We start from the raw sequence: 13,485 nt of genomic DNA on the forward strand, positions 1-13,485 counted from the left end.
AGACGACACATGGACTACACAGACGAGAACACGTTCGAGACCGTACTGAACCGCGTCGAAACGCGCGAGAAGGGTAACTGCTTCGAGGACTTCGCCGAGGGCGAGACCATCGAGCACGACCCCGGACTCGTCCTCTCGACGCACGCGAACGAACTGTGGGCAAGCCAGACGCTCAACCACGACCCGGCGTACTGGCGGACCGACGCGGCACGCGACCGGGGCTTCGAGCGCCCACCGGTCCACCCGGACTACCTGCTCGCGGCAGTGATGGGCCCGACCGTCGAGGACCTCTCCGAGAAGGGCGGCTACTTCCTCGGCCGGACGAACGTCCGGTATCACGACCAAGAGGTGTACCCGGGCACCGAACTCCGGGTCGAATCGACCGTGGAGTCGACGGGCACCTCCTCCTCGCGCCCAGAGTACGGCATCGTCACCTGGGCGACGGAGGGGCGCGACGCCGAGACCGGCGAGACGCTGGTCAGCTACGAGCGGACGAACATGATTCCCCGACGTGACCCCGTCGCCACCGACGGCGGCGAGTCCGTCGAACCCGATGGCGACGACGGCCCCGACGTGCCCGGGGCGTTCGTCACCCCCGACGGCGACCGGTTCTCCGACTTCCGGTCGGCCCTCGACGAGGCCGACGACCGGGACGCCGCCGTCGCCTACCGGCACGAACGCGGGCGGACGATGGACGACGTCATGGTCGCCACGCTCCCGCTCGTCACGCTCAACACGGCGAAACAGCACCACAACGTCGACGTGATGGCCGACTCGCCGTCGGGCGACATCGTGGCCTACGGCGACGTCACGCGGTCGGTCGCGCTCGGGCACGCCCGCTCGGACGAGGCCACCTACCGCGAACTCGGCTGCGACGACGAGCGCTTCCACACGTTCGTCACCCCCGGAGACACCATCTACGGCTTCACACGGGTCGTCGACGCCGAGGGCACCCACGACGACGCCGGCACCGTCACGTTCGAACACGTCGCGTTCAACCAGCACGACGAACCCGTCTACTCGGGCACCCGTCGCACACTCATCCAGAGATGACAGACCTCGCACGAACCTTCCAGACCGCACCGGCCGCCGTTCCCCGGGACAACACGGCGAAGTACCTCGACAGCGCCCTCGACAGCGAGGGGTTCGAGTGCCCCGACTGGCTCGTCCCCGACCTCGAGGACGGCACCGCGCCGGACATGAAGGCCGAGGGGCTGGCGAACGTCGTCGACCGACTCCCCGGGACCGCCGACGAGTTTCCCGGCCAGATATGGCCCCGCGTCCAGTGGGCCTACGACGACGAGGCCACCCGTGAGCAGGGCCGGGAGGAGATACGGACCATCGTCGACGAGGTCGGCGAGTACGTCGACGGCGTGGTCGTCCCCAAGGTGGGTCGACTCGACGACGTCGTGAACGCGGCCTCGGTCGTCGCCGATGCGGAGCGCGAGTTCGGCTTTGAGGACGGCTCGGTCGGCCTCGCCGTCATCGTCGAGACCGCGCAGGCGAAGTCGGACCTCAGGGAGATCGCCATGTTCGGGTCCGACTCCCGACTCGACGCGCTGGTGTTCGGTCCGGTCGACTACACCGCGGAACTCGGCGGCCGGGAACTCGGCGGCGAGCGTCCCACCTGGGACGGCCTTCTCGAAGACCTCTCGAACGAGGCCAGCGCCGGCGACCTGGTCGCGATCGGCGGCCCGTACGACCGCCTGTTCACAGAGCGCGCCGGCGTCACCTTCTACAACGGCGACGGCTACGCGGACCACGTCGAGCGCGAGGCCGCCGTCGGCCTCGACGGGTCGTGGTCGCTCTACCCGAAACAGACCGTGCAGGCCAACCGCATCCACATGCCGACGAGCGAGGAACTCGACCGGGACGTCCGGAAGATAGAGGCGTTCCAGGAGGCCAAGTCGGGTGGAACCGGAGCGGTCACCGTGGAGGGACAGATGGTCGACGAGGCGACCTTCAAGAACTTCGTCAACACCGTCGAGACGGTCCGGGCTATCGACGACGCGCACCCGGACCAGACCGACGAGATGTACGACGAGACGCTACTGGAGCGCGCGTTGACCGTCGACACGTCCTGGGACTGACCGGCCTACTCTGTCTCGGACAGTTCCCGTTCGAGCAACTCCTGGTTCCGCACGTTGGCCTTCCACACTGCGTCGAACACGTCGCCGACGACCGGGGCGGAACCGACCGTGACGTCGACCAGAACGTTCACCAGCATCCGGCCGAGGACGCGCTTTCTCGCTCCCGCGATCCACGCCTCGACGACGATGTAGAGCGAGACGATGGCCGTGACGACGTCGCCGGCCACCGGGAGGAGGCCGACCATCGTGTCCAGACCGATTCGGCGCTTCGTCCCGGGGATTCTGATGGCTTCGTCCAGCAGCCACGAAACCTGCTCTGTCCGTCTGACCGCCGGATGGCTGGGTTCTCGTACTGGCATCGGTGGGTAGTCTGGTTGGAGACGAGAGCGCATAAGGTCGTGGGTCGAACACGTCCGCCCGGGGAACTCGCCTTTCAGTGGCAACCCGCGGTCCGGTTGAGCCGTCTGTTTCGCATATCCTCGTCGCTCGTCACGTTCGTTCGTCGCAGGACGGTGAGGCTAGGATTCGAACCACGGTCGTTTCGCTCACGTCGTTCGCTCCACTCCCTGATGCGAATCCCGTCGGATACCGTCCACTCCTCACGTTCGTTCGTCGCAGGACGGTGAGGCTGGGATTCGAACCGGAGTCAGACGGTCGGCCTCGTTACGCTCGGCCGCTGCGACTGACAGGGTTCGAATCCAGCGTGGACCCGTCGCTCGTCACGTCCGTGACTCGCAGACACGGTGAGGCTGGGATTCGAACCCAGGAGGCATGACGCCACCTGCTTTCAAGGCAGGCGCGATAGGCCGCTCCGCCACCTCACCACGTACGGTGATTCTCGACTGGTCTTCTAAGACCTGTCGGTCTTTCCCCGGACCAGGGACAGGCCGTCGCCATCCTCGACCGCGTGCAGGCCGAGGTCGTCGACGAACGCCGTCGTGTGCTCGGGGACGATGCGGCCGGCGCGCCGGCGGGCGTTGAGGTGGGCGACCACGTCGGCGAGGTCGGCACCGGTCTCGACTGTGCGGTACGTCGGGAGGAAGTCCACGTCGAGGCCGGCGTCGACGGCCCGGTCGACCAGCGTCTCGACGGCCGGTTGGGCGAACGCGCCGTCGAAGTCGATGGGGTCGGTGAAGGCCGTGGTCCAGACGCGCCCGTCGGTAGCCGGACCGACGACCACTTCGGAACTCCGGAGTTTCATGGCGGCGCTGTCGATGTCCTTGCGGCCGAGGAGCGGCGTCCGCCCGTCGAGGACGAGGACGGAGCTCTCGCCCTCCTCCCTCAGGAGGTGCGAGACGGTGTTTCCGACGCGGCCGTCCCACGTCGACCCGACCTGCACCTCGAAGCGTACGTCGGCCGTGCTCGTGAGGGCCTCCTCGGCGACGGCCCTGACTGACTCCTCGGCTGGTTCGTCGGTGACGAACTCGTCGGGGAGGTCGTCGTCGGAGCGGTAGTTGACGAGAAGGTCACCCCCTGAGCGCTCGGCGGCGAGCATGGCGTCGGCGAGCATCGCCTCGTAACAGTCGGTGGCCTCGGGGGGTGAGAGCGACGACGTCTCGGAGAGTCGGGACAAGACCAGTCCGTCGCGGGGCGGGTCGGCGAGGACGACCACGAGTGTCATGTCCGAACCTGTCGCGCCCGGGACCTTCAAGCCGCCGTTCTCGGCCGGTATCGTGGGGAATTAAGACGGGTGCGCCCGGTTCCTCTGACATGGACTGGCTGCAGGCACTCGGTGTGCTCGTCCCGCTGTGTATCGCCGTCGCGGCCCTCGGCGCGCTGGTCGGACTGGGGACCGGACTGTCGGCTATCGGCGTCGTCGCGGCCGTGGCGACGATCGCGTTCGTCGTTCTCGTGCTCGTCGGCCTCGGCGTCGTGGGTACCCGCGGTGGCGGGTGGCTCTCGACGCCGTACTGGTAGGCTCACCGTTCCTGGCGGCCCTTCGTCTGGCGGTAGTCCGACGCCATCAGCGATGCGAAGTTCTCGACGAACGTCTGTGCGTGCTCGTCGGTCATGTCTTCGGGGGCGCGCATCGGGACGAGTTCGAACCCCCGCCCGCGTATCGGTTCGGCGTGGTGCGTCTCGACGTCGAGGTCGGCCGCCGAGGTGGTCGTGTACTCCGTCCCGAGTTCGGTCAGGGCGCGCTGGCCGACGGGGACGAGTATCTCGGGGTTTATCATCCGTATCTCTGCGTTCAGGTAGGGTTCGCAGGTCGCGACCTCCCCGTCGGTCGGGTCGCGGTCCGGGTGGCGACAGCGCGTCAGGTAGGTACAGAAGACGTTCGCGACCGACGGTTCGGCAGGGTCGTCGTCGACCCGGCGGAGTCCGAGGCGCTGGAGGATGCGCCCGAACCGCTCGTCGTGGGCGAAGGGGACGCCAGCCCGCTCGGCGTCGCCTGACGGTCCCTCGCCGACGAACACGAAGTCCGCACCCACGTCGCCGTAGCCGTGGACGACGCGCTCGCGACGCTCGCAGAGGGTGCAGTTCTCGCAGGCGTCGTCCATGCCGAACGGGTTCGCGAACTCGTCCTGGGTAGCGTCCACGTCTACGGACAGGGCGGGTCCGGGCGTAAGCCCTTCGGAGCGTGGCGTGGGTCGCCGGTGCTCGACCGGCGTCAGCGACCGAGGCCGCCGCGCTCCTTGACCTCGAGGATGAACTTGACGTTGCGGATCACGTCCTCGGGCGTCGTCTCCTCGTCGGGGTCGAAGATGTCGCTGGTCCGGTAGAGGACGTTCGCGAGTTGCTCTGACTCCGAACTCTCGCCCCTGACGTCGTCGGCCACCTCACGGAGCAGTCGGACGCGCTCGGGGTCCGGCTCGAATCTGGCGTCGGCTGCGCGGTCGGGGGCGTCGTCGCTCATCGGCCCTGGGTGTGCTCCCGCCGGCGAACGAGGCCGACGTTGTTCGCCACGTTCTCGGTTATCGTCCGGAACGCCGCGCCGGTGTCGCTGTCCTCGTCGAGGACGACCGGTTCGCCCTCGTCGCCCCCGGTCCTGACGGCGGGGTCCAGCGGGACCGACCCGAGGAACGGCATGTCGTGGACGTCGGCGAAGCGTTCGCCGCCACCCTCGCCGAAGATGGCGTGCTCGCCACCGCAGTCGGGACAGACGAACGAGCCCATGTTCTCTGCGATGCCGAGGACGACGGTCTCGTGCTTGCCGAACATCTCCAGGCCCTTGCGGGCGTCGTCGAGCGCGACCTCCTGTGGCGTCGTGACGATGACCGCCCCGGTCACGGGAACGGTCTGGAGCAGGGTCAACTGGGTGTCGCCGGTGCCCGGCGGGAGGTCGATGACCATGTAGTCGAGGTGCCCCCACTCGACGTCCTCCCAGAGCTGGGTCAGCACCTTGTGGACCATCGGGCCGCGCCAGATGACCGGGTCCTCCTCGCCGACGAGGAAGGCCATCGACATCAGCTTCATCCCGAACTTCTCCGGTGGGACGAGCGTCTCGTCCGCCGTCGCGCCCGGCGGTTCGTCGGCGTCGACCATCCGTGGGACGTTCGGGCCGTACACGTCGGCGTCGAACAGGCCGACGCTGGCGCCCATGTCGGCGAGGCCGGCGGCGATGTTCACGGCCATGGTCGACTTGCCCACGCCGCCCTTGCCGGAGGCGACGGCGATGACGTTCTCGACGTTGGGGAACACCTGGTCGTCACCCGAGAGGCCGGTGTCGACCTCTGCGGAGAGCGATACCTCCAGTCCAGTGTCGGCCAGGGCCTCGCGGACCTCGTTCGCGATGGCGGTCTCCGTCGGGGAGTACGGCGCCCCGAGCGCGAGCGAGATGGCGACGGTGTCGTCGTCGACGGTAACGTCGTTCACCAGTCCGAGGGTGACCACGTCGTCTTCCATGTCGGGGTCCTCGACCGAGCGCAGCCGGTCGAGCACGGCGTCTTCGTCCATGGGTGTCCCTCCGGGCGAGCGCGTGGTAAGCGCTTCGGAGACGCGAACCGTCGTCGCACCGGCTAAAATATATTTTAGCTAACACTTTTCCCCTGTCGGGTCCTGCCATCGTCTATGCCAGATTCCAGGTGCAGAAGCCGGACCGGCCGCGAACCGGGGGGACGAGAGACCGGAACAGGACCTGCGACCGAGTTCGACGTGGCCACCGTGGATACGGACGCCCCGGTGCTCGAAACCGGGACGACCATCGTCGCGGTCGCAACGGACGACGCCGTCGTCGTGGGGGCCGACCAGCGCGCCAGCCTCGGCGGCCGGTTCGTCGCCAACAAGGACGTCGACAAGCTAGAACGGGTCCACCCGACCGGCGTCGTCGCGCTCTCGGGGTCTGTCGGGGGGCTCCAGTCGTTCGCGGACACGCTCCGTGCCGAGGCGAATCTCTACGACGCACGACGCGGCGACCCGATGTCGATAACGGCGCTCGCCAGCGTCGCCGGGTCCCTCGTCCGGGGACTGCCCGCACAGGTCCTGCTCGCCGGCGTCGACGCGGCGGGCACGTCGGCCCGCCGGACGCAGTCCGACGAGGTCGATGGCGACGGGGCGGCGGTCTACGAACTCGACGGTGGCGGCGGCGTCGTGGCCACCGACTACGCCGCCGGTGGCAGCGGGATGCAGGTCGCCTACGGCGTCCTCGAGGGTCGCGCCGAGACGGTCGACAGCGTCGACGCGGCCCGTGACCTCGTCGCAGACGCAGTCTCGGCCGCCAGCGAACGAGACACTGCCAGCGGGAACGGCATCACCGTGGCGACGGTCACCGCCGACGGCGTCGACGTCGGCTCCTTCGACGACGCCGGGGAGGTGGCGTAGATGCGGGGCGACAGCGACAGGCGCGCCTACGACCGGGGGAACACCATCTTCTCGCCGGACGGCCGTCTGTACCAGGTCGAGTACGCACGCGAGGCCGTGCGTCGCGGGAGCGCGACCGTCGGCGTGAAGACGGACGAAAGCGTCGTCTTCGCCTCGGACGCCAGCGTCCGGTCGCCGTTGCTCGACCCCGACAGCGTGGAGAAGCTACACGACGTCGACGGCCGACTCGGCGTCGCCTCCGCCGGACACGTGGCCGACGCCCGCCGCCTCGTCGACGGCGCACGCCGGTTCACCCAGTCGGAACGACTCCGGTACGGCGAGGCGCCGGGCGTCGAGACGACGGCCAGGGCCATCGCCGACGACGTCCAGGAGGCGACCCAGAGCGGCGGGTCGCGACCGTTCGGAGTCGCACTCCTCGTCGGCGGCTACGAAGGGGGCGACGCCGACGCCCGCCCGCGACTGTTCGAGACGGACCCGTCCGGGACGCCCTCGGAGTGGCGAGCGACGGCCATCGGCCGCGGGGGCGACGCCATCCGCGAGTACCTGGAGACCGAGCACGTCGACGGCCTCGACGCCGCCGACGGCGTCGGACTCGCACTCGACGCGCTCGCCGTCGGGTCGGACGCCGACCTCGACGCCGCGACGACGGGCGTCGCCGTGATGGACGCGGATGGCTACCGGCCCCTCGACGACGAGGCAGTCGCCGGCCACCTCGGCGGGGCGTCGTGACGCCGGACGAGGCGACGGGGCAGGGTTCGGACCCCCCGACGACCGGCCGTGCGATGACGGACGGGTTTTGTATCCTCGATTGCAAGAGAGCAGTATGAACGGGCGTCCCGGGTCCGAACGCCGCCGCCTCGCCCTCGTGGTATGGGGTGTCCTCGTCTCGCAGGTGTTCCTCTATCCCGGCCTCGAAGACCTCGTCGCCGCACTCGGTGCTCCCGGGAGCATCCGTGCCGGGATGTGGTTCCTCGTCGCCGAGTTCGCGGCATTCGTCGTGTTCGCGCCCGTCTGGGGCGCTGTGAGCGACGTCGTCGGCAGGCGGGTTCCGCTCGTCGTCGCGGGGGCCGTCGGCGGTGCCGCGAGCTATCTGGTGCTGCCGTTCCTCCCGTCGGTCGGCGTGGACTACGAGGCCGTCCTCCTCGTCCGGGTCGTGGGCGGGGCGGCGACCATCGGCGCGTTCTCGCTCTCCCTCACGATGCTGATGGACCTCTCGGGCGGGCACGGCCGGAACATGGGCGCGGCCGGAATCGCCATCGGTCTCGGGGCCGCCCTGGGGTCGGTCGTCGGCGGACAACTGGCTTCGGTCGACCCCCTCGCACCCCTGTACGGCGCCTCGGTCGTCCTCCTCGCCGTCGCTGGCCTCGCCGCGACGGTTCCGGACCGCACGGCCGGGCGCAGTCCCGGGTTCGGTGCGGTCGTCGACCGACTCGGGGACCGACCGGCACTCGGCGTCCCGTACGTCTTCGGCTTCGTCGACCGGTCGACCGCCGGGTTCTTCTCGCTCGTCGGCGTCTACTACTTCCGCGACGCGTTCGACCTCGACGCCGCGATGGCCGGGGTCACCCTGGCGTGTTTCTTCCTCCCGTTCGCGCTGTTGCAGTATCCCTTCGGCGTGCTCTCGGACCGCATCGGTCGGGTCGTCCCCGTCGTCGGCGGGTCCGTCGTCTACGGACTGACCATCGTCGCCGTCGGCGTCGCGCCGGTCTACCCGCTGGCGGTCGCCGCGATGGTCGCGGCCGGGGTCTGCGGGGCGCTGATGGCTCCGGCGACGATGGCGCTCGTGACCGACCTCGCGGACCCCGCCCAGCGTGGGGCCGCCATGGGCGGGTTCAACGTCTTCGGGAGTTTCGGGTTCCTGACCGGGTTCCTCCTCGGTGGACTGGTCGTCGACGCCGCGAACTACCTCTCGGCGTTCCTCGTCGTCGGCGGACTGGAACTCGCCATCGCGTTGCTCGCACTCCCGGCCGTGCGACGCCTCGGACGTTCGTCGACGGAACTGGAATCGCTGGCCTGACCAGGGTGGCCGGCGGCGTCACCCCGGCGACCGGCGTCGAACCCCATCCGGGACTTCGACCTCGTTCCGGGTCGTCCGGACGACGCTCGCGTCCCGGCCCACGTACAGCGCCAGTTCCTCGTCGTCGAGGTGCGTCGTCACCCGGACTGCGAGCGGGTCCGTCGAGAGGACCGCCTCGCGCCACTCGGCACCGACGTTCCACACCGGTCGCTCCGTGACGTCCTCGTCGTGGTCGTGGTAGAAGGCGACCACGCCGGGGTGGTCGAGAACAGTCAGCGCGACCGGGCAGCGCAGTCGGTCGCCACAGGCCCCGCAGTCGAATCGGGCGGTGACGACGGGTGGGGCGTCGGTGTCACTGTCGTCTCCGTCCTTGGCTTCGTCCACCCTGTCGGTCACGCACTCGATGCGGGCGAGCACGTCGCCGCCGCAGGTCGGGCAGACGCCGTCGCCGAACGAGCCGATGCGATGCCGATGGTACCGGCCGAAGGCGGCGGGCAGGTCGTCGTCGTCGTGCGTCGCGTAGCCGGCCGGTGGGAACGGTAGTTCGAGCAGGTCGTGCTCGCAAGCCCCACAGCCGACGGTCGTCACGTTGTCGGCGACGCGCGCCGCTAGCTCGGCGTCACCGCAGAGTGGGCACGGTTCCGGCAACGAGACCGGGTCGCGGTCCACGCTCGCGGTGTACTCGCCTGCGGCAATCGACCGCGCGACGCGGAGGCCGGCATCCGTGAGTTCGTAGTCCTCGTCCGCCCGCTTGCGGACGAACGGACCGACCAGCTGGCGGAGGTGGTAGGCGAACCCGGCGGTGGTGTCCTCGTCGGTCGCCTCGAACAGGGCGGAGAACGACCGGGTGACAGGGCGGCCGTCGGCCACGAGGGCCTGCAGGACGGTCATGCGCGTCTCGTTCCCGAGCGCCTGGAAGGCGTCGCTCGCCGTCTCGTCGACCATGCGCCGTGGTAGCGTGCGGGTACTCAAAATCCTCTCGACTCCTGAGCGTCCACCGCCGTCGATGGACTGGACGTTCGGTGGGCGGGGTCGACGGCCGGCGTCGTTCTCCGACACACTGAACTTAATAGGTACGGGATGCTAACTTGGCTCGTGCTTTCAGACGAGTTCGGACGCGAGGTCACCGGCGTTCGCGTCTCGCTGACCGACCGGTGTAACTTCGACTGCGTCTACTGCCACAACGAGGGGCTCGGCGACACGCGCGGGCCGATGGAGGCGCAGGACCACGAGATGAGCGCCGACGACGTGGTCCGGTTCCTCGAGGTCGCCGAGGAGTTCGACGTCGACAGCGTGAAGTTCACAGGTGGCGAGCCGATGCTCCGGCAGGACCTCGAGGAGATAATCCGCCGCACTCCGGACTCGATGGAGGTCTCGTTGACGACGAACGGCACGTTCCTGCCGGGTCGCGCCGAGGACCTGGTCGACGCCGGACTCGAACGGGTGAACGTCTCGCAGGACGCACTCGACCCCGAGCAGTTCGCGGCCGTCACGCAGTCCGGTGCCTACGACCGGGTCGTCGAGGGCGTCGAGGCTGCGCTCGACGCCGGCCTGGAACCCGTGAAGCTGAACATGGTCGTCTTCGAGCAGACCGCCGGCTACGTCCCGCAGATGGTCGACCACGTCGCCGAGAACGACGGCCTCCAGTTGCAACTCATCGAGTACATGCCCGAACTCGTCGGCAAGCCGGAGTGGGCAATCGACATCGACCGCGTCCACGACTGGTTGGCCGAGCAGGCCGACCGCATCGAACACCGCGAGATGCACGACCGGCGTCGCTACTGGGTGCAGGGTGGGATGGTCGAGATCGTCGACCCCGTCGAGAACCCGACGTTCTGTGCGAACTGTCACCGGGTTCGCGTCACCCACGACGGCTACCTGAAGGGGTGTCTCAACCGGAACGACGACCTGCGGCCGATGGGTGAGATGACCAAACCCGAGATACGCGAGACGTTCCGCGAGACCGTCGCCAGGCGGGTCCCCTTCTACGGCGAGTACATGGTCCGGAACGGCGACGGCGAGTGGGAGGTCAACGACGACTACGTCGAGACTGTCGACTGACCGCCGCCCAGGCGCACGTTGCGACGCCGTCGCACGTGGCGACCGTTCCGTTGGGCTTAAGTACTGTTCGGGAATACGTCCAGTCGCAATACGAATGTAGGGGCACCGGGTCCCGAGTCCGTACGGGCGACGATAGACACACTGTCGTGGTAGCCAAGCCTGGCCCAAGGCGCAGGGTTGCTAACTCTGTGGCGTCAAGCCTCCGGGGTTCGAATCCCCGCCACGACGTCGGACTTTCACACCGAGTTTGGGCCCGGTGTGACATCCAACCGCACAAGTGCAGCGAGCACGTTCGATACACACCACACATGAGTGCAGAAGAACCACAGGGCGAACAAGACGACGAAGACCTTCAGTACTTCGTCCGCATCGGGAAGACAGACCTCGATGGGACGAAGACCGTCGAGCGTTCGCTCATCGAGATGAACGGCATCGGCCGACGTACAGCCCGAATCATCGCCGACAAGGCAGACGTCGACCGGACGGCCACGTTCGGCCGACTGGACCAGGAAGACATCGATTCGGTCGTCGAAGAGGTCGAGACCTACGCCGACGAGGTGCCCGCCTGGCTCACCAACCGCCAGCGCGACTTCTACTCCGGCGAGACCACGCACGAGGTCGGCAACGACCTCGAGATGTCTCGACGTCACGACATCAACCGGATGAAGATGATCGACTCCTACAAGGGCGTCCGACACAAGAAGGGACAGAAGGTACGCGGTCAGCGCACCAAGTCCACCGGACGTACCGAGGGGACCATCGGCGTCAACGTCGAGGAGATTCGAGAAGAACAGGCCGCCGAGGAAGCCGCCGAGGGCGGTGAGGAATAATGGCGCTCGGCAGCAACACCAAGCGCTACGAGACGCCGAACCACCCGTTCCAGGGCGAGCGCATCGCCGAGGAGCACAGCCTCGTCGAGCGCTACGGCCTGAAGAACAAGGAGGAACTCTGGCGGGCCCAGTCCGAGCTTCGTGACTACCGTCGCGAGGCCCGCGACCTGCTCGGCCAGACGCAGTCCGAGGACGACATCGCCACGGCCGGTGGCGAGTTCCTCGCGCGACTGAAGCGCATCGGCGTCCTCGACGAGGAGGACCGACTCGACGCCGTCCTGTCGCTCGAGGTCTCGGACATCCTGGAGCGTCGGCTCCAGACCGTGGCGTACCGCAAGGGACTGGCCAACACGACCAGTCAGGCGCGACAGTTCATCGTCCACGGCCACGTCACCGTCGACGACGCACGCGTCCGCGTGCCGTCGTACACCGTCGACGTCGCCGAGGAAGACAGCATCGCGTTCGACGAGACGAGTCCGCTCGCAGACGAGCTTCACCCCGAACGCGCGGAGGGTCAATAAATGGCAGACAACGACGACAAGTGGGGCATCGCCCACGTACACGCATCGTTCAACAACACCGTCATGACCGTCACCGACCTGACGGGTGCAGAGACCATCACGAAGTCCTCCGGCGGGACTGCCGTCAAGCAGAACCGCGACGAGGCGTCGCCGTACGCGGCCATGCAGATGGTCGAGTCCATCGCGGACGAGATTCGCGCCGCCGGCATCGAGGGCCTGCACGTCCGCGTGCGCGGCCCCGGCGGCAACCTGCAGAAGTCCCCCGGCCCGGGCGCACAGGCGGCCATCCGTGCGCTTGCCCGTGCCGACTTCGAGATCGGTCGCATCGAGGACGTCACGCCCATCCCGCACGACGGGTCCCGGGCACCGAAAGGAAAAGGCGGGTTCTGAGCCATGGACGAGGACTACGAGGTCGAGTTCATCGAACGCGACGACCGAAAGGCGCTGTTCCTCGTGCGCGGCGTGACGCCCGCGTTCGCGAACGGCATCCGGCGGACGATGATCGCCGACGTGCCGACCCTGTCGATAGACGAGGTGCGCGTCATCGAGAACTCGTCGGTGATGTTCGACGAGCAGATCGCGCTCAGGCTGGGACTCATCCCGCTGACGACCCCGCCGAACGAGTTCGACGAGGACGACGTCGTCACGCTCTCCATCGACGTGGCGGGCCCGGCGACGGCGTACTCCGGTGACCTCGTCAGCGCCGACGAGATGGTCGAGCCGGCGGACAAGAACGTCCCCATCATCGACCTGAAGGACGGCCAGCGTCTCGAACTCGAAGCCGACGCGGTCCTCGACACCGGCAAGGAACACGCCAAACACCAGGGCGGCGTCTCGGTCGGCTACCGTCACCTCCAGCACGCGGAGGTCGTCGGCGACGCCGCCGAGTTCGAGGAGAGCGAACCCAACATCATCCGCGGCGTCGTCGAGATCGACGGCGAACTCATCGACACTGCGGAGTTCGACCACGACCTCACCCAGCGATTCCCCGGGAAGGAGGTCGAGGTCACGGACGTCGAGAAGGCGTTCGTCTTCCACGTCGAGACCGACGGTTCGATGACCGTCGAGGACCTCGTCACCCGTGCTATCGACTCCATCGAGGAGCGTGCGGTCGAACTGGAAGACGCGGTATCGTTGTAAGAACATGACCCCTTCCAACCACACCCTGACGGCCGCGAATCTCGGCGGGACCAGCGGGTCCCGAA

General features: G+C 68.3%; 17 protein-coding genes and 2 tRNA genes. 12 read left to right on the top strand and 7 right to left on the bottom strand.

The genetic code is table 11. The features are described 5' to 3' along the window. Nucleotides 1–9 precede the first annotated feature (9 nt). Both mch and citE read left to right on the top strand, forming a co-directional pair. Nucleotides 10–1,053 (top strand): 2-methylfumaryl-CoA hydratase, encoded by a 1,044-nt coding sequence (mch, locus tag ACSC1W_RS20015; protein WP_435349565.1) that lies wholly within the window; start codon nt 10–12, stop codon nt 1,051–1,053. Further along, nucleotides 1,050–2,090: an L-malyl-CoA/beta-methylmalyl-CoA lyase gene (gene citE / locus ACSC1W_RS20020; protein WP_435349567.1), complete on the top strand. Its 1,041-nt coding sequence runs from the start codon at nt 1,050–1,052 to the stop codon at nt 2,088–2,090. The genes mch and citE overlap by 4 nt, the downstream gene beginning before the upstream one ends. A 5-nt stretch (nt 2,091–2,095) precedes the next feature. On the opposite strand, the gene ACSC1W_RS20025 is transcribed toward citE, so the two are convergent. The 3 genes from ACSC1W_RS20025 to ACSC1W_RS20035 all read right to left on the bottom strand — a co-directional run bounded on the left by ACSC1W_RS20025 (nt 2,096) and on the right by ACSC1W_RS20035 (nt 3,711). Next, nucleotides 2,096–2,449, bottom strand: a complete 354-nt coding sequence (locus ACSC1W_RS20025) for a DUF4112 domain-containing protein (protein ID WP_435349569.1) — start codon at nt 2,447–2,449, stop codon at nt 2,096–2,098. A 382-nt stretch (nt 2,450–2,831) separates the two neighbouring features. Continuing rightward, nucleotides 2,832–2,914, bottom strand: a tRNA-Ser gene (locus ACSC1W_RS20030). A gap of 26 nt (nt 2,915–2,940) precedes the next feature. Then, nucleotides 2,941–3,711, bottom strand: a complete 771-nt coding sequence (locus ACSC1W_RS20035; protein WP_435349570.1) for a DUF2064 domain-containing protein — start codon at nt 3,709–3,711, stop codon at nt 2,941–2,943. 89 nt (nt 3,712–3,800) lie between these two features. On the opposite strand from ACSC1W_RS20035, the gene ACSC1W_RS20040 reads away from it, so the two are divergent. Next, nucleotides 3,801–4,007: a hypothetical protein gene (locus tag ACSC1W_RS20040; RefSeq protein WP_435349571.1), complete on the top strand. Its 207-nt coding sequence runs from the start codon at nt 3,801–3,803 to the stop codon at nt 4,005–4,007. A gap of 2 nt (nt 4,008–4,009) precedes the next feature. Here the strand turns inward: ACSC1W_RS20040 and ACSC1W_RS20045 are convergent, their stop codons facing one another. The 3 genes from ACSC1W_RS20045 to ACSC1W_RS20055 all read right to left on the bottom strand — a co-directional run bounded on the left by ACSC1W_RS20045 (nt 4,010) and on the right by ACSC1W_RS20055 (nt 5,987). Further along, nucleotides 4,010–4,630: a uracil-DNA glycosylase gene (locus tag ACSC1W_RS20045; RefSeq protein WP_435349572.1), complete on the bottom strand. Its 621-nt coding sequence runs from the start codon at nt 4,628–4,630 to the stop codon at nt 4,010–4,012. Between the two features lie 71 nt (nt 4,631–4,701). Beyond that, nucleotides 4,702–4,947: a DUF7976 family protein gene (locus ACSC1W_RS20050; RefSeq protein ID WP_435349573.1), complete on the bottom strand. Its 246-nt coding sequence runs from the start codon at nt 4,945–4,947 to the stop codon at nt 4,702–4,704. Then, nucleotides 4,944–5,987, bottom strand: a complete 1,044-nt coding sequence (locus ACSC1W_RS20055) for an Mrp/NBP35 family ATP-binding protein (RefSeq protein ID WP_435349574.1) — start codon at nt 5,985–5,987, stop codon at nt 4,944–4,946. Before ACSC1W_RS20055 ends, ACSC1W_RS20050 begins: the two co-directional genes overlap by 4 nt. A 114-nt stretch (nt 5,988–6,101) precedes the next feature. Between ACSC1W_RS20055 and ACSC1W_RS20060 the strand changes: the two genes are divergently transcribed. The 3 genes from ACSC1W_RS20060 (at nt 6,102) to ACSC1W_RS20070 (ending at nt 8,868) form a co-directional block, all read left to right on the top strand. Further along, nucleotides 6,102–6,851, top strand: a complete 750-nt coding sequence (locus ACSC1W_RS20060) for an Ntn hydrolase family protein (protein WP_435349576.1) — start codon at nt 6,102–6,104, stop codon at nt 6,849–6,851. After that, nucleotides 6,852–7,580: an archaeal proteasome endopeptidase complex subunit alpha gene (locus tag ACSC1W_RS20065; RefSeq protein ID WP_435349578.1), complete on the top strand. Its 729-nt coding sequence runs from the start codon at nt 6,852–6,854 to the stop codon at nt 7,578–7,580. A gap of 94 nt (nt 7,581–7,674) precedes the next feature. Further along, entirely contained in the window at nt 7,675–8,868 is a 1,194-nt protein-coding gene (locus tag ACSC1W_RS20070) for an MFS transporter (RefSeq protein WP_435349580.1), read from the top strand. Between the two features lie 18 nt (nt 8,869–8,886). Here the strand turns inward: ACSC1W_RS20070 and ACSC1W_RS20075 are convergent, their stop codons facing one another. After that, nucleotides 8,887–9,813 carry a DUF7351 domain-containing protein gene (locus tag ACSC1W_RS20075; RefSeq protein WP_435349582.1) on the bottom strand — a complete coding sequence of 309 codons (927 nt, stop codon included), beginning with the start codon at nt 9,811–9,813 and terminating at the stop codon, nt 8,887–8,889. Nucleotides 9,814–9,963: 150 nt separating this feature from the next. Between ACSC1W_RS20075 and moaA the strand changes: the two genes are divergently transcribed. The 6 genes from moaA (at nt 9,964) to ACSC1W_RS20105 (ending at nt 13,420) form a co-directional block, all read left to right on the top strand. Further along, nucleotides 9,964–10,929 carry a GTP 3',8-cyclase MoaA gene (gene moaA, locus ACSC1W_RS20080; protein ID WP_435349583.1) on the top strand — a complete coding sequence of 322 codons (966 nt, stop codon included), beginning with the start codon at nt 9,964–9,966 and terminating at the stop codon, nt 10,927–10,929. Between the two features lie 143 nt (nt 10,930–11,072). Continuing rightward, a tRNA-Ser gene (locus ACSC1W_RS20085) sits at nt 11,073–11,157 on the top strand. 80 nt (nt 11,158–11,237) lie between these two features. Then, complete coding sequence (locus ACSC1W_RS20090) at nt 11,238–11,759, top strand: 30S ribosomal protein S13 (protein ID WP_435349584.1); 522 nt, start codon at nt 11,238–11,240, stop codon at nt 11,757–11,759. After that, nucleotides 11,759–12,280 (top strand): 30S ribosomal protein S4, encoded by a 522-nt coding sequence (locus ACSC1W_RS20095; RefSeq protein WP_435349585.1) that lies wholly within the window; start codon nt 11,759–11,761, stop codon nt 12,278–12,280. Before ACSC1W_RS20090 ends, ACSC1W_RS20095 begins: the two co-directional genes overlap by 1 nt. After that, on the top strand, nt 12,281–12,670 hold the full coding sequence (locus tag ACSC1W_RS20100) for a 30S ribosomal protein S11 (protein WP_435349586.1): 390 nt from the start codon (nt 12,281–12,283) through the stop codon (nt 12,668–12,670). It abuts the gene before it with no gap. A 3-nt stretch (nt 12,671–12,673) separates the two neighbouring features. Continuing rightward, entirely contained in the window at nt 12,674–13,420 is a 747-nt protein-coding gene (locus ACSC1W_RS20105; protein WP_435349588.1) for a DNA-directed RNA polymerase subunit D, read from the top strand. Nucleotides 13,421–13,485 lie beyond the last annotated feature (65 nt).

This window comes from Haloarchaeobius marinus (assembly GCF_051207415.1).
Taxonomy (GTDB): domain Archaea; phylum Halobacteriota; class Halobacteria; order Halobacteriales; family Natrialbaceae; genus Haloarchaeobius.